This window comes from Oxynema mangrovii CENA135 (assembly GCF_016632315.1).
Taxonomy (GTDB): Bacteria; Cyanobacteriota; Cyanobacteriia; order Cyanobacteriales; family Laspinemataceae; genus Oxynema; species Oxynema aestuarii.
This window is the reverse complement of sequence record NZ_JAEOXH010000001.1, coordinates 338,820-359,853: the sequence shown is the minus strand read 5'-3', so window position 1 is coordinate 359,853 and position 21,034 is coordinate 338,820. Positions and strand designations below refer to the sequence as shown.

Here is a 21,034-nt window from a genome sequence, read left to right as displayed (position 1 = left end):
TCAAAGAAAGATGGCAGCTAATTAGAAGCTTTTTACGATTGATTAGCCGTCGTTCCCGACCATTGCTGCACGAAGCCACGCCCCAAACTTTCTTGGCCGCCGATTTGGATAATTTCATGTTTTTCTAAATGCTCTTTAAACTTGTCTTCAGCCTCAGCACTTTGGCCATTAGCTGCTGATGTCAATCCCCACGGAAAATAAATGATTGTCTCCGGAGGAATGGCTTCTTCATAACGAAATCCACCATCTACAGTTTTATGTTCGTCGAGTTTAATCTTGACTTGACGCCATAAACTCATTTGAATTAAGATTGCACAATCTCGATCCGATAATACTAGGACGCGCTCTATTACTTGTGTCGTTTCATGGTGGGGAATAAAAGCTCTCCATTCATTCCAATTTTGAAGCTGCTGATTTTTGAAAATGGCATCTTTTAAATAAATGGCCGAGCGATTAGAATTGAGATTGGTGGAATACTTAGGGGGAATTTCTGGCAAACCGGGATTGAAGCGTTTCCAACGATGCAGTAACATCGGACAAGTTATCCAAATCACACCGTGACTGAGAGAAGGAACGGGCAACCATAAAATGGAACCGTCACCGATCCAGATATTGCCCTGTTCGAGCTGAGTGAGTTGGTGACCCGTTTCTGATTGATATTGTTCGACAAAGTCACGATCTTCTAAATCTTTTAATTCCGGACCGAAAAGTTGAGTCCGAATGAGGCGATCGCTCACACTGGCCCGTTGGCGTCCACGAATGGTGCTTGATGGAATGTATGGTAAATCAGTATGAGATTCTCGTGCAATGCCTAATAAATTCCCTTCTTGCGTCGTTCCCCCAGTATGTAATGGGGCTAAAAGGTAGAGGTAAACTAAGTTTGACATCAATTTTCTCCTCGGTAGGAAATCCACAATAATTCTGAGTAACCTAATTGCCGCCAGCGTTGAATGGAGGCGGGAGCTTCCGTGCGATCTTGAAATAATGTTTCCGGTTGATTGAGGTAATACATACTCCCCGCAGGAGCAGCAAACACTTGGGGAGCGGGAATACTGCGGTTGTCGTGGCGACGATCGCGGATTCGGCGACTAATGGGTACGGCTCTTTCGGTTGCAACGCTGACTAAATGGCCAGGATTTTGATTTTGATTGACGGTATGAGCTAATTTCCATTCCCACGGCCACGCTCGACAGATACTTTGACCGCGATCGTGCTTGCGCTCGAATACTCCAGGTGTAATCAAATAGCCTACACTTTTACCTCCTCTGAGAAAATTTTGTTGAGAAATGGCCGCAATTTCTTCCCATTGTGCTTTTAATCGCTCGCAGGGTTCTAGAATGGCTCGATGTCCTTCACCGCCGAGTTGAACGATTGTAGACTTGAAGATGCAATCGACGGCGATCGCTAAACTCCATCCCGAACTCATGCGGATCGCATTTTCGACAAAATAACCGTCGGCTTCTTTAACTTGGCGGGTTCCTTCCTGTAAGGAATTGTGCGATCGCATTTCAACGCTCCAGGGTTGAACTCGATCGGAATCCTTTGTTCGCCATTGTGAATCCTCAATCGTTCCAGTTTCTAAATAATGCTTGACCGTCGAACTCGGTAAAAATTGATGGTAAAGAACACCGGGTTCTAATTGCTCATGGTCTCGATCCATAAAAATATCTTGAGGTTTGACAAGAGGGCAAGGTAATGAGCGATCCCACAAGAATGAAAACGATTCTGTCTGGTCTATCCATGCTAAAGGAACTAAAGGAATTGAACCGAAAAAGCCTAATGGACGCGGAAAATATAAAGTCTCTTGATAACAGAAAAAAACTCCTTTGATTTTAAAATCTAACCGCTTTCCAACCGAAGCGCGTAAAGCGGCTGCGATCGCATGACCATTAGGAGGAAATACGCTACCTGCCCAAGCTCTTTCTCCAGGGGTGAAGGGCTTTGCATCTCGCAGCAGTAAGACATCCAGTGGAGTGAGGGTGTACCAGTACATTACAATTGACCTCCTAATGCGATCTGACGATTGCGAAGCATAAAGGCGGCTAATTTGAGCCAATTATTGATTTCGCGATCGCGCTGTTGCTCTTCGGTAGTTGAATATAAACATTCCAGAAACTCCGTCAAATGCTCTTGAAATCGATCGCGATCTACCTGAGTCTTAAATGTCTCGCGGCGAATGCAAAATAAAGCTGTCCATGAATTAATCGCTTCCAGAACCGGGGCAGGATGTTCGCTCCACCATGCCGCCGCTTGCTCGAATAAGGCACTATCGAGTTCGGGATAATTTAATAAAGACTGCCATCGATAAAAAACATCAAACTTGGCAGTGGCTTCGAGAATATTGCCATTACCGTAAAGCAACCGAATTTGTACGGCATCTTTCTGCTCTCCATTGGGATTGCGATGTTTTTTCGCCGCGTCTTCGGCTGCCCACAAGTTTTCTAAAGCAATGGCCAGGGGTACAGATTGATGGGCGATCGTTATCCCAAAACTGATTGTTGCATACCGCCCCATGGTAAAGAGTGGACGACTCGCTAAACCCGAAGGCGGTTCGGTTTTTCCTTGCTGCCATTGCCAGTAATCGCCTTCATTCCGAAATTCATTTTTTGGGTCTTTGTCTCCTCGAAAGCATTCACGAATATCGTGTAACCATTCATCCCATTCCCACAAATTCGTATAAGCTAAAACGTCATCTCCACCCCCATAAATTAAACGTCCGGCATAACGCTTTTCTGTCAAGTAAGGCAACAGTTGATTGGAAAAGTCAAGTAAGGCACGACTCAGAGCATTGTGGGTAGCCGGACCCATTCGCTTTTTATGACTGAGAAACTTCTCGAAACTTTCATTTAAAGGTTCGGTAACTTTCAATTCGGAGGGAATATAAGTCCGATACGGTTGCATTTTCTCTCCTTTCAGCCACTGGCTCATTCCATCCCCATCTCCTGCCGCTAATACATACCAATCCGTTGGATTATTGTAAGGATAAAACTGGGCGATCGTTGCAGAGAGTTGATTGCGATAACGGACACGCTCTTCTTCGGGAATTTCCAATTCTTCAACCAGCCAACCTGCATGGATAAAGCGCGGGTTGTAGCGATGCCATCCTTGATCTTGATGTTCGTCAATCCACGGAATCCCCCAATCTTGTGAGAGTAAATCTTCTGATTGAACGGTTCGATCTTGTCGCAGTAAATCAAGTACGGACTGACAGGCTCGATGAAAATGTTCTAAAGTCAAACGTCCATTTTTTTTCAAGTATCCTGCCAGTCCCGAACTCAAATCGGGATAGGCAGCTGCTAATTGCTTGGAGTCACGACCGAGTAAATTCGGTAAAATCTTATGCAAAGCACGTTTGACCGTTTCCGTTGCATTGAGTTGTTCGCGACCGTCAAATAATCCAGCATGGTGTCGCCAAAGTTTTTTGGTTTCTCCTTCAACAATCCAATCGGTTTCTTCATCGGGATGAACCACCGGGCCTAATCCAGAAATCGTAGAACGCGGTCCAAAGGCCGTTGGGATTTGCCACGTTCTTGAATTTTTGACCGCACTCAAACTGTAGCGAAGGCGATCGAAAATAAACGGCCACCAAGACCCAATATTAACACTAAAGCGCCGTCCTCGTTGTTCCAATAAATATTGATAACTCGCACGCATAAAATCAATTTCTTCATCATAAAATAGCTGTTGCTCTGAATTTAATTTATATCCCTTGTTGAGAGCATCGAGCCAATTTTGTAACTCTTGTTCTCGCTCGATGGGAATCGCTGAACTTTTGAGATTTTCGCCTTCTTTCCCGATGGGTAAAGCCGTCCAATAAGTTTGCCATTGAGCTTTTAGCCATCCATCCCAACTCGAACTTTCTGCCTTGAGATCGGACATCCAATGACGTTGATTTTGGAGTTGTTCAAAAACGCTATTCCCTAATTCTTTCCAATGAGTGAGAATGAGTTGTCGGGCGGTTTGCATTGCTGCTTCAACTCGTTCTTTCGGCAAAACCAGGACAATAACATTGGGAAAACCCGCCGTCAATAATTGTCGTTCGGTCGGACGCTCGATCCATTCTTGAAAATCAGGATATTCTTGCAATAGCCATTCATCAATCAGGGGTTGGTCAAATAAACTCGGATATAAAAAACTATCCGGCCCATAAATTTTGGCCAATTCCCAACATACCTTGGCTGACAAGTAATGTAATAGCCAAGACCCTGCCCAAAAATCCCGCATTTTGCGACTAGATTTGATTAATTCCTGAACGGGAGTAAAGCTGAAGATGGCCATGTAAGCATGAGACAAACTCCGCTCTTTATTCCACCGCGCCTCCAATTCTTCAGAAGTCAGATTATATCCGGCTAAAGCTCCTGCAAGTGCTGCGGTTATACTATTGTGACTCCAAATTGAAGCATCAGGTAATCGAGTGTCAGCAGGCATCAACATCAAAGAATCATCGTTAAATGCCCGACAGATGGCGATCGGCCAACAACGCCACAACTTCCAAAATAATTTCTTTTGCAACAGAACTTTGTTGGACTCAACCGTTTCTTGCTGGAGTGCTTCAATTTCTGCGCTCAGTAATTTGATAAGCGAGCTTTCTCGCTCAACAAGATACTCCCTCCGATTTGATTGTTGGATCAATTCTTCATGTCCAGCAAATTTCCAATTACTGAGTTTTTCTCCAGAAAGTAAGTGACAAATTTCTAACCCTTTCTCTTGTTGATTTCTCGGTGCGTAATTAATGTTGCTCGGAACATTCCCTAAAATTGCGCGATCGCTCGCCGATGCAATCAAATCCGAGGCACCGATATGTTCAAAAATTGTTTTCCCTGATTCTTTCGGAGATTGCCATCCCTCCATTAAGGGGACAATCTCCCAAAACCCCTCGCGACCACGGCCCGTATGGTCATGCAATGCTTTCAACGCCGGATCGTGTAACAATCCCCAGATTTTTGCTTGCCAAAAAGGTTCCTTACTCATATCCTTATAGTTAAGTAATCGCCATCCAGTGAGGGCTTTACCCCTCTTCCCCTTTGACGGGTTTTAATCTCATTTAATTCTCTCCCTCAAGTATAGACTTTCTATTCCCGCTTGTCTTTAATTTCACAATATTTACCAATTTTTCTTTCAAGCGGGTAATGTTTCTTTACGTCTGGGGTTGAAGGATTCTCGTAAGAAAGAGATCGATATTATCTTTTTTTTGGAAAGCGGCAATAGAGAGGGGAGAGGGCGAAATGGCCAAAAAACCCAGTATTCATGCTTATTCGGATCGCACGGCTTTCGAGCGATTGATGGTGTTGATGGCCACCCTAGTGCGTTATCCAGGGGTGGGGGAATGCAAAATCAAGGAATCGGACAAACATCGCAATGCTCTCGATGCTGTGCGAGCGAAAGTCTTGGAGTTGGGGAGTGAGTTTCAATGGCCGCCGGATTATCCAGCTCCGGCAACGTTACGCAAAGATCTAGAAACCTTACGCGATTACAAGATCCTCGATCGCCGCATGTATCGTTGGGGTTACTATCTCGGCACGGGCGCCATGACCTTAGAAGAATTGCAAGTGGCATTGCACGCTTTAGCCTCTCAAGCCCAGTATCAAGCCAATCCGATCGCCCGTCGCGTTTACCAACAAGTCAGCAAAAGATTGCGCGGTTTAGATGTAGAAGCTCAAGGGAAATTGTTCTATCCCGTGCGCTCCCATCTCAATCGCACGATTGTCGAAACCGACCCGGAACATCTGCGCGGTTCCAGACGAGATACCCTTTTCGCTCAACTCGACCGACTCGAAACCGCCATCCTCGACGGTCAAGCTGTCGAATTATCGCGCTCCCTCGATCTTTACGGTCGCGATCGGTATGGTTCTACCCGCATCTGGCCGTTACAATTGATTTATCACGATATTGCTTGGTATCTGGTTTACGAATATGTCGAAACCGGACAACTCGCCGTCAGTCGGTTGAATCGCTTCCGTAACTATTGCCGATTCCTCAACCAGCAACGTCCTCTCACTATACAAGAACAACGTTTAGAGGCGGCTCATGGGCTACTCGAAAACGGATGGGGTTTGTATTTAGGCGAACTCGACGAACAACAAGCCGAACTCAATGGCACCTTAGAACCGATCTCGGTGAAAGTGCGCTTTTTCCCTCCGGTCGTCAATTTCATTCTCGAAGGCGAGCGTCGCCATCCTCATCAACACATCAAACTCGGCCCCAAAGATCGACAAGGCGAGCATCAATATGTCGATTATTCTCTTCCCTTGCCCGAACGTTCCTTAGAAGAGTTCTTGCTTTGGGTTAACCGTTATACCGACCGTGCCAAAATTCTCGCTCCCGAATCCTTGGCTCAACGACACCTACAATCCGCCATCAATTTACTCGCTCGTTACTCCTCTACCCGCGATCGCTAGTCAACACAATCTGATGAGCCGCGATCGCCAATCAGCCGCGTAAATTTACGCAACCCGACGATCTCCTCAAGACTCCCCATCCTTCAGATCGGAACTGGGCGATTCGCAACCGATACCGTCGCGATCGCCATCAAGATTGTGTGGGTCCGACCCAATGACGCGAATATTCTGGAATGGAAGATGTTCGCAATCGAGATCGGTTTGATATGGCGGAATGCAAAAATCGGGATACGAGGAATCACAATATTGAGATCGCAGCTCTTGGCGGAGGTGTTCGACTTGAGTATCGGAAAGGCTGCGATTGCCGGATAACGTCAGAATCGTATGATAGGCGCCAAATCCGGCAGTGAAGCCTGCCAGTAAGGTACTGAGGGTAAAAACGACTAAATTATTTTCAATTCGATCTTTCAAACTCGACATCGTTTCGATCTCATGGCTATTTCCTTATTGTTCGGACTCCTTGGATGCGATCGGTGTAAAACTCTTCTCCTCTTCGATTTTTGTTTTCCTTTTTGACATTTCATTAAAGCCATGCTACTAAGAAGCTAATTATCGTTAGTCTATTAACTGAATTAAAACTCGTACTTACCAGTTGTTTAACCATAATTAGTTGACACTTGATAAGTAAAAATGCCTTTTCACTCATCCCAATACACTGGCGATCGCGTTTCCATCCCAAAGCTACAGAAAAAAACACCTTTAACTGCTCGCTTCTCGGCTAGTGGATCGGAATCGACCAATTATCAGATATCAAAACCTTTACCTCCTTATAGTCCATTACCTCAAGAATGGAATCCGAACGATCGTCCATTAATGAAGAAGTTTCAACAACCTTTAATTGATTCCAGTCCATCTTCTTCTGAATCCTCTGCGATTGAAAGTGCCACGATTCAACGTTCGACTTCCGATTCACAAACTCCAGACGATAGCGAACAACAATCGACTGCTGAAACGACTGAATTAACAGTAACTCAGACCCCCCTTGCCGAAATGACCGTGCAACGTGGGGAATGTGGCGTCAATATGACTTGCCCGAATGACCTCATGGCTGAGGAATTTTTCGACCGAGCTATTAATGCACTTACTGAAACTACCGATCGTATTAATGATTTACTTTCTGTTTTTGATTCTATTAAAGAAGCTTTTGATAATTTCAAAAAAATTGTAGATCGTCGCACGAGTATGAGTGGAAAAGCTTTAGCGCTTAATGCTATTGGAGTGACTTACTCACTCACTTATCTGGCGGCGAAAGGAATAGCTTATGTTACTTGGAATTTAGCTGAAGATCCAGAAAGAGCTAAAGAATTAATGGAAGAATTCAATGAAGCCGTTCCACCAAGTTTAGCGAGTGCTATTCTTTCTCCTACACCGATTTTAAGAGCAGGACATGATTTTATCAAAAATGTTAAAGCTTTGAAAGATGCTTTGAAAGACCTCAAATCCATCAATAACAAAGAAGATTATGTTAAGCAACTATCACTTATTAGAAGCTTGATTAATGCTTGTAAAGATTTAGTTGAATCTATTTCTGAAGCGATTCCTATTGTCAAGGATCTTAAAAAGGATACCATAGATCTAACCATTAAACAGATCGATAAAAATCTCAAGCTTTTTAAGAAAGCTAATGCTGTCAACCCAGCATCTGAAACTGATGATTCTCAATCCGAAGATTCAGGCAATGAGCCGTTAAACCCTCTATATGAATCATTACGTCAATCATCATTTGGGCAATTCTTTGATTAATTAACGTTATTTATTGACTAATTCCTAGCATCAATAATGAGGTATTTATCAATATTAAAACCTTCCCATCGTTAAAAGCCCCAGGTTTGTCCGTAGAAACGAGCGACGAATCTCGACTGTTTAGAAAATCGAAAAAACCGATCGATCGCTCTCCACATTCGGCTATAACTAGAGCTTGCTGAAGAAAGCCCTAGCTAAAATGGGGAAACTGGTTCCCAAAATTGTTCGACGATGTCACAACAACCCACTCCCGATCGCCCGTCTTCCCCGAACACTGTTTTATCCACCGTTCTCGGCGGTTTTGGATTGATTGCGGGGGCGACTTATCCGGTTCGGGCGATCGCCACCTTCATCCACACCCCCAAATTACGACCGTACGTCTCGATCCCGATCGCGGTCAATGTCGTGGTCGGCATTGCCTTGTACGTGGGATTATTGCTACCGGGATTAAATGGGATTGACGCGACGATCGCCCGGGTCGGGACCTATTTAGAGGCGTTCGTCGCCCGTCTCCCCGCATGGTTGAGCTTTCTCAACGCGATCGACAATCTTTTAGGCTGGGGATTGCGGCTGGTTTTAGTGGGATTGTTACTCGTGGCGATCGGCTTGTTGCTGGTTCAATTTGGAGCTATTCTGGGGGCGCCGTGGTACGGGCAACTTTCCGAACAGTTGGAACTGTTACGCAATGGCAAACTCCCGATCGCCGAACCGATGACCCTCAAGACGATCGCCCGCGATATTTGGCGGGCGTTGATGTTTGAAATCAAAAAACTGGTTTTTGCAGCAGGATTCGCCTTAATATTGCTCTTATTCAATGGAGTTCCTTTAATTGGAACGATTGCCGCCAGTGTGGGAGGAATTGCGATCGCCGCCACGATCGTTTGTTTGGACTTTCTCGACGCCCCTTTAGAACGGCGCCGCCTGCGTTTTCGCCGAAAATTGGGCATTGTCTTCGGTCACCTCCCGGCGAGTGGGTCGTTTGCATTGGTCTGTTTGGTGATGATTAGCATTCCGATGCTCAATTTACTTGCCGTTCCAGTTTGCGTGGCGGCGGGAACGCTGTTTTTTTGCGATCGCGTTTGGCCGAAATTTGGGGAAGAGGTGGGGGAGTAGATCGAATCTTAAATATAATGATTTGAATATAGATACTTTCAATAAAAATGAGTAGGGGCGAAACGTTTTTGGTCTCCACAAGTTCTGTGCATCGTCCAGAAATTCAGTCATCGATAGCAATTACATAAAATTGCGTAGAATAAATATATAAATTACGGACGGTCGAGTTCTCCCTCGACGGCCTCGAAATGGGGGCGATCGCTCGCGAAAGTGAGAAATTACGCGACTCCAAAGCCCAAGTTTTTATACTTTAATCCGAGCGAATTCAAATGGGATCGGGTCGAAAAGAGGCGATCGCGTCGGGGGAATCGTCCGCATCTTCAGAATTGAACGTCGAAGCTTCAGAACTGCTCAGTTGCCAGGCAGAAGAGCGGGGGATCGGGCGATTTTTGCGAGTTGAGAGTAAATAAACCATCATGTCTCCTTTTCCTTTAATCCGGATCGGACCGCGCGGCTCGAAATCGTAGGCGTGGCGCAAGCGCTCGTAAGTGGTCGGCGAGACCTGAATGCGTCCGGGAACGCCGTGAGACTCCATGCGGCTGGCGGTATTGACCGTATCTCCCCAGAGGTCGTAAATAAATTTATTGGTGCCGATCACTCCGGCGACGACGGGCCCGGTATGAATGCCGATCCGCATGGAAAACGATTCGCGGTCTTGGCTGTCAAACTGTTCGATTTCTTCGAGCATGGCGATCGCCATTCGGGCGATCGCTTCGGCGTGGTCGGTACGGGGAACGGGCAGTCCGCCGACGACCATATAAGCATCGCCAATGGTTTTAATTTTTTCCAACCCGTATTCCGAAGCGAGGCGGTCGAAGGCGCTGAAAATGCGATTGAGGATTTTGACTAATTCCGGAGGAGAGACCCGGGACGCCAAGCGGGTAAAGCCGACGATATCGGCAAATAAGACGGTGACTTCCGGAAAACTATCGGCGATCGTATTTTCATTTTGCTTGAGGCGATCGGCGATCGCCTTGGGTAAGACGTTGAGCAACAAACGCTCGGATTTCGCCTGTTCCGCTTCCAACTGTCGAAATGCCTGCCGTAATTGTTCGGCTTTGAGGGCCCGTTCGCGGGCGAGTCGTTCGATTTGCGCCGTGCGACTCAAGGAAGTCAATAAATAGGTCACCGGGATATGAGTCCAGAGTAAGCCGACAATTAACGTCGCCCAAGAACGCCAATGACGACGTTTCGCTTGAAATTCTTCGGTGGGAACTGCGTACACGGACCAATGGCGGTTCGCGATTTCAATTTGGCGCCGGGTCACTCCCTGGGTGGGGGAAATACCGGAAGCAGTGGAGACCGATGCTTCCGATCTCGATAGGGTGTCGATGGGACAAACGATCTTGGTAGCGGTGGATTCGGGGAGTTGGGGAAGGGTTTCGTAACTGGCTAATAAGATTTTAGCGGGTTGGGTGGCGGCGGTTCCGGCGGCGGTCTGCACGGTTTCGTCGCACAGGTAGAGGTTAATGAGGCTGACGCCGCGATCGGCTCCGGAGACTTCAAAAATATCATTGAGGGTGAGCAGTCCGAGGATATAACCTTGGAGGCGATCGTGGCGATCGTCGCCGAGGGCTAATCCAGTTTCTTCGTCCACAGGTGCGTACACGGGAACGATCGCCAAGACCCCCTGTTGGGTCTTACCGTCGGGATTCCACTCCAATTTTCCCGTCACCACCATTTCCCCGGTTTGGGCCGCATGATTTAAAGCGACTTGATAAAGTGGATTGGAGGTCAGATTAAATCCGAGGGCGCCTTCGTTTCCCGCTTCCGGAACGATGTAGTGCAGGGGATAGTAGTCGGGACTAGGCTGGGCGCGAATGTAGTCCCCGTCCCCATTTTTTTGGTGAATCTCAAAGTTGCGATCGCGGGCGAGTTGGTTGTCGTACTCGAAGAATTCCCGTTCTTCATCCCCGACCCGAGGCGCCCAAGCTAAGAGTCGAATCGTGGGATGTTCTTTCATCGAACGGTGGACGAATTGACTAAAGGCTTGCTCTGGCGGAACCCCGGACGCATCAAAGAAATCTCCCAGGGTGCGGATGACTTCTAAATCTTCGTCGGCATGTTGTTGGAGCCGTCCGGCAATGATATCCGATGCGCGATTGAATTCGTAGTCTCGGCGTCTGTGTTCCCAATGCCACACGAAGATAAAAGCCCCAACTGAGAAGCCAACGCCTACGATAAAAATAATGGCAGCAGGGAGGTAACGAATCCAGGGTAAATGGTATTTTTCTGGCATAATTGCCTCTTAACAATCGGCATCCCAGTGGGCGGTTGGCTTTTGTACGGCACTACAACCCGTGGATTGGGAGATTCTGTTAATGCCACCCCGGTCAAATGACTCGACGTTCGAGAACAGATGAAGTTCTTTTCTAATTATCTATCACAGCCCCCTGGGTGCCTAAAAATTTGGCTCTCGCCACGGGATGTTTCCGGGATTTCGGATGCTCCTCGGTATTCGGAGATCTTTCATCAACTCTTCACTCAACCTGTGACGATCCAGGGTTTGATTTAGGGTGATTGAGGCGCGATCGATATTTGTAGGTTCGATTTCGACTGGGGAGGGGCGTTCGCGAAAGCCTCTCCAAAGGAGAATCGCGCGCTCCGGAAATGGCCGATTCGGGCGATCGTCGGCGGTGGCGGCAGTCGGGGGATTGCGGTAAGGGTAGGGGTTAGGAAGCGATCCGAGCGCACTGGGGCGGTTTGTGGCTGGCAGGCGGGGTGTGGGTCGAGGGGCGATCGCCTGGTTCCCCAGAGGCGATCGCCCGTGTAGGAAAGATTAGCGGCGGCGTTGTTGCAATTTGCGGTAAACGTCGCGCAAATCGACCTGGTGATGGGCGAGGGCAACCATGGCATGGTAGATCCAGTCGGCGACTTCTCCGGCGATCTGTTCGGGGTCGTCGTCTTTAAACGCCATCACGACTTCGGCAGTTTCTTCGCCGAGTTTTTTGAGGATTTTGTTATCTCCGGCGGCGAGGAGTTGGGCGGTGTAGGAGCCTTCGGTGGGACGGTCGCGGCGATCGCAGATAATTTCAAAGACTTGGGAGAGGGTATCGGCGGGAGGGGGCTGGATCTGGCCGTCAATTTGGTGGAAACAGCTTCGTTCTCCGGTGTGGCAGGCAATATCGCCGATCTGCTCGATCCCGACGAGCAAGCAGTCGCTATCGCAGTCGTAGCGAAGCGATCGCACTTTTTGTAAGTGACCGGAGGTAGCGCCTTTATGCCAGAGTTCTTGGCGGGATCGACTCCAGTACCAGCATTCTCCAGTTTCGAGGGTTTTTTGTAAGGAATCTCGGTTCATCCAGGCCATCATCAAAACGGTACCGTCGAGGTAGTCTTGGGCGATCGCCGGGACGAGTCCTTGGTCGTTATAACGAATGCGATCGAGGGGAATCGATTGTTGCACGGTAGTTAGGGGTTGAGTTGGAAATGCAAACATCTAGGTAAATTTTACCGCTTTAATTTTCTCGCTCCACGCCTGTCCGAAATGTTGGATTTCTAAAAAGTTGGCATTGGACGCGGCGGGCTTGTACACTCTGAAAGTCCGCGCGATTCCCAAAGTCGCCGCACTTTCGAGCGGACCGAAGAAGCGGGAGTCGCCATCGAGAAAGTAGTCCCGGCTCGCCCAATCCGCCATTTGTCTGTGATTGAGAAAAAAACACCCCGAATGGGGATTTTCGGCACGATTGATAATAATTTGTTGTCCCATTACATTTCCGGCAATGGTTAAATTGTCGGAGAAGTAATGGGCAAAGTTATCTTTTTTACCCGTTTTAAATTCGAGTTCGGGATCGATGTAAATTTTCTTAATTTCCGGATGGTTGACAATTTCAAAGCGATTGGGATGCAACACGGCGCGATCGCCGATGTAGTGGTTGAACCACCCCAGCTTTACGAACCACTCCGGATCGGACAAAATTAGATCGTCTTCTAAATAGCAATAATAATCGTACTGCCCGAGATGTTCTCGCAACAGTGCATGACATTCAAATCCTACTAACATCGGATGGCAATTGACCTCGTGATGTTGGTAAGACCAGGAGGGGATCGGGAGGCGATCGAGTAAATGCAAGCCTTGGGTGGTACAGATAATGACTTGAATGAGAACCGATCGCCCTTGATTGGCAGGTAAAGTATAAAGGCGATCGCGGTATTCAAAACAAAATTGTGCCTTGTGGTTGAACAGACTGTGCAGCGATCGCAAACATTGAGTCAGCGCTTTAATTCTCGGTTGGGGATCCGGACTGAGCGACCCATAATTCCCCCCACCATTGGGATCGAAAACATGGGGGATCGTGACTAAAATACGCATCTTTGATAAAATCTTGAAACTTTAAAATCCGCGATCGAACTCGACGAATGTTTCGCAAAATCCCTCAAGGCGATCGTCTCAAAATTTAACCTTCATTAAGATTGACGATAAGATTTTTCTCAATACCCTGTACAATTAACATCCGAACCGTCGGACTGGTTTGTCCCTTGAAATGAATTTTCTTTCAAGCTAAATGTCTTCTCGAATCACACCGAGCCAGCCTCCAATTATAACCGCGATTGTTGTCTGAAATCAACGGCCAGTCCCCATCTAACACTTCACCGTACAACCATTGCCATACAACAAAGGAGAGAAATTTGGTGACCAGCACTTTCAAAACCACCAAATCTGAAGAAATCTTTGCCGCCGCCCAAAAACTGATGCCAGGGGGCGTCAGCTCTCCCGTTCGCGCCTTTAAATCCGTCGGCGGACAACCCATCGTCTTCGATAGAGTCCAAGGCGCCTACGTCTGGGATGTCGATGACAACCAATACATCGATTACGTCGGCACCTGGGGACCCGCCATCTGCGGTCACAGCCATCCCGAAGTCATCGCCGCCCTCAAAGAAACCCTCGACAAAGGCACCAGCTTCGGCGCCCCGTGCTATCAAGAAAACGTCCTCGCCGAAATGGTCATCGATGCCGTTCCCAGCATCGAAATGGTCCGCTTCGTCAACTCCGGAACCGAAGCCTGTATGGCAGTATTGCGCCTCATGCGCGCCTTCACCGGACGCGACAAAGTCATTAAATTCCAAGGCTGCTATCACGGTCACGGCGACATGTTCCTCGTACAAGCCGGGTCCGGCGTCGCCACCCTCGGTCTACCCGACTCCCCCGGAGTTCCCAAATCCGTCACCAGCAACACCCTCGCCGCCCCCTACAACGACCTCGAAGCCGTCAAAGCCCTGTTTGCCGACAATCCCGACCAAATCGCCGGAGTCATCCTCGAACCCGTCGTCGGTAATGCAGGCTTTATTCCCCCCGATGCGGGCTTCCTCGAAGGCTTGCGCGAAATTACCAAAGACAACGGCGCCCTACTCGTCTTCGACGAAGTGATGACCGGATTTCGGATTTCCTACGGCGGCGCCCAAGAAAAATTCGGCGTCACTCCCGATTTAACCACTTTGGGGAAAGTCATTGGCGGCGGGTTGCCCGTCGGCGCCTACGGCGGACGCCGGGACATCATGGAAATGGTCGCCCCCTCCGGTCCGATGTACCAAGCAGGCACCCTTTCCGGTAACCCCTTGGCGATGACCGCCGGGATTAAAACTTTGGAACTGCTCAACAAGCCCGGCTCTTACGAGTATCTCGACAAAATCACCAAAATGTTAGTAGACGGGTTACTCGATATTGCCAAAGAAACCGGACACGAAGTCTGCGGCGGTCAAATCAGCGCCATGTTCGGTCTGTTCTTCACCCCCGGTCCAGTGCACAGCTACGAAGATGCGAAAAAGTGCGATACCAACAAGTTCAGCCGTTGGCATCGCGGGATGTTGGAACGCGGTGTTTATTTGGCTCCGTCTCAGTTTGAAGCGGGTTTTACCTCGTTGGCGCATACGGAAGAGGACATCAAGCGTACTCTGGATGCGGCTCGCGAAGTAATGGCGAGTTGGTAAACTCGCACTAAATTTATCTATTACGAGATATTGAAAATCGGCAATAGATATCTCGTAATAGATATAAGCTCGCCATGGCGGCGGGCAAGATGCCCGCCCCACGGGGGATTGTAGATTTGAGATCGTAGCATTGAGGCGATCGCTGAAGACCCCAGAGAGCCGATCTTTCCAGGCTTTTACGTTTCAGTGCGCCCCACGGCACCTTGGAAAGTATTTGAGCAAATGCTCAACCAAATGCTCAACTTTTCTGGACTCGCGACTCTTGTCAAAGGTTGAAGACCTTGTCAACTCATCCGGTGTTGGCAGATCCGTGGGTTGAGTGCAAAGATCGCTCAATAGCCTACCAATATCAGACTGAAACCAAACTGAAAATCACTCATGAGCAATACCAGTAATTTTCAAAACGCCTTTCAAAAAGCGCGATCGCAATCCCTCGTCGGCCCCAATGTCATCCCCAAAGCCCTCCCCTTCCTCGGCGGCGGACTCGTTCTCACCGCGTTAGGCACCTATGGCGGTTTGAGCGTGTTGACAAACTCCCCCAACCTGTTCGGGACGACATTTTGGGGCGCCTTAATTCTCGAATTAATCCTCTTCTTCGTCGTGCGCGGGGTCGCCGAAAAAGCCAATAACAGCGTCGCCTTGCCCCTGTTGGTGACCTATAGCTTGCTCTCCGGCTATACCCTCGCCGGGATCGTCTCTCTCGCCCTCAGCACCCAAGGCGTCGGCATCGAAGGCGTCGGCATCGCCGCCTTAGGGTGCGGGGTCACCTTCATCGCCGCCCGCCAAATTGGTTCCAACCTCGGCGACGAAGACGGACTCGCCCTTACCCAAACCGTGCAACTGGGCATTATCGCCTTACTGGTGGTTCTCGTCGCCCAACTGTTGCTCGGCTTTTTTGGCATTTACACCCCCACGTGGCTCGAAATCGGGATCTCCGGTTTGGGAGTGCTGCTCTTTTGTGGGGCGGCGGTGGTCGATTTCTACATTTTGCCGCGCACCTATCGCGACGAACAATATCTGAGTGCGGCGCTGTCGATGTACTTGACCTACATTAACCTGTTCATCTTCATTCTGCGCCTGCTGATTGCCTTCAATCGCGACTGAGAAGCGACGGATAGGCTAACCCACTAACCGACATTTAAACGAGATCGGACGAACGAGATCGGACGAACGAGATCGGGGTATGCTGCCACGTACCCCGATCTTGTTTTTGGAGGGCGGGAACGGTTGCGAGAATAGTCCATCCCAGATCGATTTCCTCTCAAATCCGGCTAGAATCGAGAGTGTAGTGAACCTCTCGATCGCAGAAACTCCCTGGAATAACGATGGACTTGCTAGAAATCAAACGCGAAATCGAAATGTTGTCCGATCGCCTGGGTAAAACCCAGGAGTATCTTTGACTTACCCGCACTGAAAGCTAAAATCCACGACTTAGAGCAGTTGGCGGCTCAGCCGGACTTTTGGGACGACCAAACCCACGCCCAGCAGACGTTACAAGAGCTCAACGACTTGAAGTCCCATCTGGAGCAATACGCAGAATGGACCGGTTCGCTGGAAGATACGAAAGCCATTCTCGAATTGCTCGAACTCGAAAGCGATGAAGGGTTGAACCAAGAAGCCGAACAGAATCTTACCCGGCTGGCCCGGGAACTCGATCGCTGGGAACTCCAACAACTGCTCTCGGGTCCTTACGACAAGAACGGCGCCATCCTGTCCATTAATGCGGGGGCGGGAGGTACCGACGCTCAAGATTGGGCCGAAATGTTGCTGCGGATGTACACCCGTTGGGGAGAAGCCCACGGCTATAAAGTCCACTGTATGGAACTGTCCGAAGGGGACGAAGCCGGGATCAAATCGGCCACCTTAGAACTCGAAGGGCGTTATGCTTACGGCTATTTACGCGGGGAGAAAGGCACCCATCGCTTGGTGCGGATTTCGCCGTTTAATGCCAACGGGAAGCGTCAGACGAGTTTCGCCGGGGTGGAAGTGATGCCGATTCTCGACGATTCGATCGAGTTGGAGATTCCGGAGAAGGATTTGGAAATTACCACCACTCGTTCCGGCGGCAAAGGCGGGCAGAATGTCAACAAGGTGGAAACGGCGGTGCGAATCGTCCACGTTCCCACGGGGATTGCGGTTCGCTGTACTCAGGAGCGATCGCAACTGCAAAATAAAGAAAAAGCTCTGGTGATTTTAAAGGCAAAATTGCTGACGGTCGCCCAAGAGCAACGGGCCAAGGAAATCGCCGAAATTCGGGGCGATATGGTCGAGGCGGCTTGGGGAAACCAAATCCGCAATTATGTTTTTCATCCCTATCAAATGGTCAAGGATTTGCGAACCGGGACCGAAACCACGGCGATTGGCGACGTGATGGATGGAGAACTCGACGAGTTTGTCGAAACTTACTTGCGTCAAGACAATCAAATTGGTGAATTTGCCAGTGCTTCTGTCTGACGTGGAGATCGTTTCGAGACCGCAACGGTTCGGAAAAAGCGGAAGCGGCGATCGCCTTCGTTTTTTCCGATTTTTTTATTTTGAGCAAGTCCCCGGGCGATTTCTTGGGAACTGTAGAGAGGATCCGTGGCGATCGCCCCTCGGAAATCCGCCATGCTTGCGGCTTCCTTTTTGTTAGAATTTGGGACAATCCTCGCTTTTTGTCATCTTCTAATCGTCTCGAATTTTTGTTGATTTTCCGTACTTTTCCGTACTTTTCCGTACTTTTCTGTACTTTTGTGTAATCTTCTACCGCGCTAATCCTTATCGATGAACGACTCTTCGACTGCTCCAGAAACTGCCGACCTAGAAAACAACCCCACCCCTGAAGCCGCCAGTGCTGGCGAACCGCCGCCGAGTTATGTCAAGCTGGCGATGCGGAATATGGTTCGCAAAGGGGGCAAGTCCCTCAAACACTTCTTTTTGACCGCCACCGGGCTGATTGCCCTTCTCGTCGGTCTGTCTTATTTAACCCGTTGAGTACCCACTTCAGTGATTGACCGACGGATCGAACTCGAACTGAGCGTGCAGCAACCTTTCTGGGAAAGTCCGGCGGCGGCGTCTTTCCCGGATCCCGCGATCGCCGCCGAGACCTGGGAAAGCTGGTTTGCATCCTGGTTGGCGCTGATGCAGGCTGAATTACCCAGTGCGAGGGGCTACGAACTGAGCGTGCGTCTGAGTGACGATGGGGAAATTCAACAACTCAACGCCGGATATCGCCAGCAAGATAAGCCCACGGACGTGTTAGCATTTTCTGCCTTGGAAGTCGATTCCCCACTGGCGGGGCCGTTGGAGTCGGATGACCCCCTCTATTTAGGAGATATTGCGATTTCTGTAGAAACGGCTGCGCGTCAGGCGATCGCCCGGGGCCACGATTTAAGCGTCGAACTGGCGTGGTTGGCGGCTCACGGGTTGCTACATTTGTTGGGCTGGGATCACCCCGACGACGACAGCCTCTCGCGCATGTTAGCGCAGCAAGAAACTTTGCTCCATGCTGTCGGTCTTGAAATTTAACCGTTGACCGGGAAAAGCGTGCCAGATAACAATTATCTATTCAATCCAGTTGTAGGATGAGACGGCCCGAGGTCAACGTCAACCGTTCCAAAAAGGTTTTAGCCATGAATGCAAATCGACGGTCCGTACCTGTAGACTTATCCCAAAGCCTTGCCCATCAATCGTTCTTGTCTGAGAGTCTGCCTATGTCCCACGAAGTCCCGACGCCGCCGACCAAGCGAAGCGGGAAATCGAGCCCGATCGATCGTAAATTTTCCTGGAAAATCGCTAACAGTCTGCTGATTAGTTTTAAATATGCTTGGCAGGGCATCACCTATGCTTTTGGCACCCAGCGTAATTTTCGCATTCACGTCGCGATCGGGAGTTTGGCGGTCAGTTTGGGGGTGGCGCTGAGTCTGACTGGACTGGAACTGGCGATTATTAGCCTCACGATTGGCTTGGTGTTGACGTTGGAACTGCTCAATACGGCGATCGAGTCGGTGGTCGATTTGACCGTCGAGCATACTTACCACGAACTGGCTAAAATTGCCAAAGACTGCGCGGCGGGTGCGGTGATGGTGTCTTCGTTTGCGGCGATTACGGTGGCGGGATTGCTGATTATCCCGCGCTTGTACGGGGCGATCGCCGCCCTGTTTTTCTAGCCTCTTGTTCTAGAAAGATCGTACTCTAGAAAAGTTGTAGAAACATCCGCCTTCAAGGTCGATCGCCTTATAGCACAACAACGCGGTTATGTCAACCCCAATTTTCCCATTCGCCAAGGAGTACGAGCCGTGATCGTCGTTATCGATAACTATGACAGCTTTACCTACAACCTCGTCCAGTATTTGGGCGAACTTGGGAACGATTGGCCCGTCGCCTCTGAAATTCGGGTCTATCGCAACGATCGCCTTTCGGTCGAAGAACTCGAACAACTGCAACCGAGCGCGATCGTTATTTCCCCCGGTCCCGGACGCCCGGAAGATGCGGGAATTTCCCTCGAAATTATCGAAAAATTAGGGCCGACGATCCCGATTCTCGGCGTTTGCTTGGGTCACCAATGTATCGGTCAAGTCTTTGGCGGTAAAATCGTTTCGGCGCCGGAACTGATGCACGGCAAAACCTCCGAAGTCCATCACGACGATGTCGGCGTCTTCCGAGGCATCGAAAATCCGATGACCGCCACCCGCTATCACAGCCTGGTCATCGACCGCAACACCTGCCCGCCGGATCTCGAAATCACCGCGTGGGTGGAAGACGGTACGATTATGGGGGTCCGTCACCGCCACTATCCCCACATCGAAGGGGTTCAATTCCATCCGGAAAGTATTCTGACCCAATCGGGCAAACAGTTGCTGACCAATTTTCTCAGTCAAGTGAAGGAGTTGTCCGTCGCCCGTTAATCCGGTTCGACCGGGCGCGGATCGAGTGATACGGATGTCGATTTTTTTGGGAACGATCGTGAATCGCCGACAGTTATTGAAATATGCCAGTTTCGGAGTCTTGAGTGCAGTAGGCACCGGGGGGCTCTCCACGGGACAGCCGGGACGGGCGCAGAGTGCCAGTCCGTCGCCGAGTCCGGCCCCGGCGAGCAATGCTTTGACCGTGCAGTGGTTGGGTCATACGGCGTTTTTGTTTAGCGGTGGAGGGCGGCGCGTTTTAGTCAATCCTTTTCGCAATCTCGGTTGTACCGCCGGGTATCGCCCGCCGAAAGTGGGGGCGGATTTGGTGCTGATTAGTTCGCGCTTGCTCGACGAGGGCGCCACCGACGGGCTGCCGGGGAGTCCGAGGTTGCTGTACGAACCGGGAGCTTATCAACTCGGGAGTGAATCGATTCAGGGGATTCGCACGGATCACGATCTCGAAGGCGGTCGCCGTTTTGGGATTAATGTAGTTTGGGTATGGTCTCAGGCGGGGATTCGGATCGTCCATTTGGGCGGGGCGGCGGCGCCGATTACGATGGAGCAGCAAATTTTGATCGGTCGTCCGGACGTGTTGTTGCTTCCAGTCGGTGGCGGTCCGAAAGCCTACGGTCCGGAAGCGGCGAAGGCGACGATGGATCGACTCAATCCGCGTTTGGTGATTCCGACTCATTATCTAACGGAAGCGGCGGGGCAAGGGTGCGAGTTGGTGGCGGTGGATCGGTTTTTGAGTTTGGTGGATCCGGCGATCGTCGATCGCGCTGGAGGCGATACCCTGCAACTGACTCGGGAAAGTTTGCCGGAAACGGGGACGAGGGTGAAGGTGTTGAGTTATCGGTTTTAGGCGATCGGATGGGTTAAGGTGGGTGGAGGGGCGATCGGAAAAATTTTTCTGAGGGGGTAGACAGGAGTGAGTGGCGATCGGATGATGTCAACTAAGCCAATTTC

The 21,034-nt window shown here is 49.7% G+C and carries 18 protein-coding genes; 11 read left to right on the top strand and 7 right to left on the bottom strand.

The annotated features are described in order from the left end of the window. Positions 1-32: 32 nt before the first annotated feature. The 3 genes from cmr4 to cas10 are packed head-to-tail and all read right to left on the bottom strand — an operon-like array spanning position 33 to position 4,971. The gene (cmr4, locus tag JJD41_RS01425) at positions 33-887 is read right to left on the bottom strand and encodes a type III-B CRISPR module RAMP protein Cmr4 (RefSeq protein ID WP_200664391.1); all 855 of its coding nucleotides are present in this window, start codon (positions 885-887) and stop codon (positions 33-35) included. Continuing rightward, positions 887-1,993 carry a type III-B CRISPR module-associated Cmr3 family protein gene (locus JJD41_RS01420; protein WP_200664390.1) on the bottom strand — a complete coding sequence of 369 codons (1,107 nt, stop codon included), beginning with the start codon at positions 1,991-1,993 and terminating at the stop codon, positions 887-889. The genes cmr4 and JJD41_RS01420 overlap by 1 nt, the downstream gene beginning before the upstream one ends. Further along, complete coding sequence (cas10, locus tag JJD41_RS01415; RefSeq protein ID WP_200664389.1) at positions 1,993-4,971, bottom strand: type III-B CRISPR-associated protein Cas10/Cmr2; 2,979 nt, start codon at positions 4,969-4,971, stop codon at positions 1,993-1,995. Before cas10 ends, JJD41_RS01420 begins: the two co-directional genes overlap by 1 nt. 254 nt (positions 4,972-5,225) lie before the next feature. Here cas10 and JJD41_RS01410 point away from each other — a divergent pair, with 254 nt between their 5' ends. Next, positions 5,226-6,398 carry a helix-turn-helix transcriptional regulator gene (locus JJD41_RS01410; RefSeq protein ID WP_200664388.1) on the top strand — a complete coding sequence of 391 codons (1,173 nt, stop codon included), beginning with the start codon at positions 5,226-5,228 and terminating at the stop codon, positions 6,396-6,398. A gap of 66 nt (positions 6,399-6,464) precedes the next feature. Here the strand turns inward: JJD41_RS01410 and JJD41_RS01405 are convergent, their stop codons facing one another. Next, positions 6,465-6,818 (bottom strand): hypothetical protein, encoded by a 354-nt coding sequence (locus tag JJD41_RS01405; protein WP_200664387.1) that lies wholly within the window; start codon positions 6,816-6,818, stop codon positions 6,465-6,467. Between the two features lie 210 nt (positions 6,819-7,028). On the opposite strand from JJD41_RS01405, the gene JJD41_RS01400 reads away from it, so the two are divergent. After that, a complete protein-coding gene (locus JJD41_RS01400) occupies positions 7,029-8,141 on the top strand; it encodes a hypothetical protein (protein ID WP_200664386.1) in 1,113 nt (370 codons plus the stop codon). Positions 8,142-8,372: 231 nt separating this feature from the next. Further along, positions 8,373-9,254, top strand: coding sequence for an EI24 domain-containing protein (locus tag JJD41_RS01395; protein ID WP_200664385.1), 882 nt, complete (start codon positions 8,373-8,375; stop codon positions 9,252-9,254). 265 nt (positions 9,255-9,519) lie between these two features. Here the strand turns inward: JJD41_RS01395 and JJD41_RS01390 are convergent, their stop codons facing one another. From JJD41_RS01390 to JJD41_RS01380, 3 genes are all read right to left on the bottom strand, one after another. After that, the gene (locus JJD41_RS01390; protein WP_200664384.1) at positions 9,520-11,493 is read right to left on the bottom strand and encodes an adenylate/guanylate cyclase domain-containing protein; all 1,974 of its coding nucleotides are present in this window, start codon (positions 11,491-11,493) and stop codon (positions 9,520-9,522) included. Positions 11,494-12,033: 540 nt separating this feature from the next. Next, entirely contained in the window at positions 12,034-12,693 is a 660-nt protein-coding gene (gene hisIE / locus JJD41_RS01385; protein ID WP_168570061.1) for a bifunctional phosphoribosyl-AMP cyclohydrolase/phosphoribosyl-ATP diphosphatase HisIE, read from the bottom strand. Next, positions 12,694-13,566, bottom strand: coding sequence for a calcium-binding protein (locus JJD41_RS01380; RefSeq protein WP_200664383.1), 873 nt, complete (start codon positions 13,564-13,566; stop codon positions 12,694-12,696). A 317-nt stretch (positions 13,567-13,883) separates the two neighbouring features. On the opposite strand from JJD41_RS01380, the gene hemL reads away from it, so the two are divergent. From hemL to JJD41_RS01335, 8 genes are all read left to right on the top strand, one after another. Continuing rightward, positions 13,884-15,182: a glutamate-1-semialdehyde 2,1-aminomutase gene (hemL, locus tag JJD41_RS01375; protein ID WP_200664382.1), complete on the top strand. Its 1,299-nt coding sequence runs from the start codon at positions 13,884-13,886 to the stop codon at positions 15,180-15,182. A 378-nt stretch (positions 15,183-15,560) separates the two neighbouring features. After that, a complete protein-coding gene (locus tag JJD41_RS01370; protein ID WP_200664381.1) occupies positions 15,561-16,286 on the top strand; it encodes a Bax inhibitor-1/YccA family protein in 726 nt (241 codons plus the stop codon). Positions 16,287-16,507: 221 nt separating this feature from the next. Then, positions 16,508-17,636, top strand: a protein-coding gene (gene prfB, locus JJD41_RS01365) for a peptide chain release factor 2 (RefSeq protein WP_200664380.1) whose coding sequence is annotated in 2 segments (ribosomal slippage) — positions 16,508-16,579 and positions 16,581-17,636 — 1,128 coding nt in all. Because the reading frame shifts where the segments join, the coding sequence is not laid out codon by codon here. Between the two features lie 309 nt (positions 17,637-17,945). Next, positions 17,946-18,155, top strand: coding sequence for a DUF3285 domain-containing protein (locus tag JJD41_RS01355; protein ID WP_168568781.1), 210 nt, complete (start codon positions 17,946-17,948; stop codon positions 18,153-18,155). Positions 18,156-18,182: 27 nt separating this feature from the next. After that, positions 18,183-18,689: an rRNA maturation RNase YbeY gene (ybeY, locus tag JJD41_RS01350; protein WP_200666976.1), complete on the top strand. Its 507-nt coding sequence runs from the start codon at positions 18,183-18,185 to the stop codon at positions 18,687-18,689. A gap of 185 nt (positions 18,690-18,874) precedes the next feature. Further along, positions 18,875-19,330, top strand: a complete 456-nt coding sequence (locus JJD41_RS01345) for a diacylglycerol kinase family protein (protein WP_200664378.1) — start codon at positions 18,875-18,877, stop codon at positions 19,328-19,330. 129 nt (positions 19,331-19,459) lie between these two features. Then, the gene (locus JJD41_RS01340; RefSeq protein ID WP_200664377.1) at positions 19,460-20,068 is read left to right on the top strand and encodes an anthranilate synthase component II; all 609 of its coding nucleotides are present in this window, start codon (positions 19,460-19,462) and stop codon (positions 20,066-20,068) included. 58 nt (positions 20,069-20,126) lie between these two features. Further along, positions 20,127-20,930, top strand: a complete 804-nt coding sequence (locus tag JJD41_RS01335) for an MBL fold metallo-hydrolase (RefSeq protein WP_200666974.1) — start codon at positions 20,127-20,129, stop codon at positions 20,928-20,930. Positions 20,931-21,034 lie beyond the last annotated feature (104 nt).

Bases quoted from the DNA above. Each gene is read 5' to 3' on its own strand.
- hisIE (WP_168570061.1), bottom strand. From the start codon at position 12,693: ATGTTTGCATTTCCAACTCAACCCCTAACTACCGTGCAACAATCGATT.
- JJD41_RS01370 (WP_200664381.1), top strand. From the start codon at position 15,561: ATGAGCAATACCAGTAATTTTCAAAACGCCTTTCAAAAAGCGCGATCG.
- JJD41_RS01345 (WP_200664378.1), top strand. From the start codon at position 18,875: ATGTCCCACGAAGTCCCGACGCCGCCGACCAAGCGAAGCGGGAAATCG.
- cas10 (WP_200664389.1), bottom strand. From the start codon at position 4,971: ATGAGTAAGGAACCTTTTTGGCAAGCAAAAATCTGGGGATTGTTACAC.
- JJD41_RS01390 (WP_200664384.1), bottom strand. From the start codon at position 11,493: ATGCCAGAAAAATACCATTTACCCTGGATTCGTTACCTCCCTGCTGCC.
- JJD41_RS01395 (WP_200664385.1), top strand. From the start codon at position 8,373: ATGTCACAACAACCCACTCCCGATCGCCCGTCTTCCCCGAACACTGTT.
- JJD41_RS01355 (WP_168568781.1), top strand. From the start codon at position 17,946: ATGAACGACTCTTCGACTGCTCCAGAAACTGCCGACCTAGAAAACAAC.
- JJD41_RS01380 (WP_200664383.1), bottom strand. From the start codon at position 13,566: ATGCGTATTTTAGTCACGATCCCCCATGTTTTCGATCCCAATGGTGGG.
- JJD41_RS01405 (WP_200664387.1), bottom strand. From the start codon at position 6,818: ATGTCGAGTTTGAAAGATCGAATTGAAAATAATTTAGTCGTTTTTACC.
- JJD41_RS01400 (WP_200664386.1), top strand. From the start codon at position 7,029: ATGCCTTTTCACTCATCCCAATACACTGGCGATCGCGTTTCCATCCCA.
- JJD41_RS01410 (WP_200664388.1), top strand. From the start codon at position 5,226: ATGGCCAAAAAACCCAGTATTCATGCTTATTCGGATCGCACGGCTTTC.
- cmr4 (WP_200664391.1), bottom strand. From the start codon at position 887: ATGTCAAACTTAGTTTACCTCTACCTTTTAGCCCCATTACATACTGGG.
- JJD41_RS01420 (WP_200664390.1), bottom strand. From the start codon at position 1,993: ATGTACTGGTACACCCTCACTCCACTGGATGTCTTACTGCTGCGAGAT.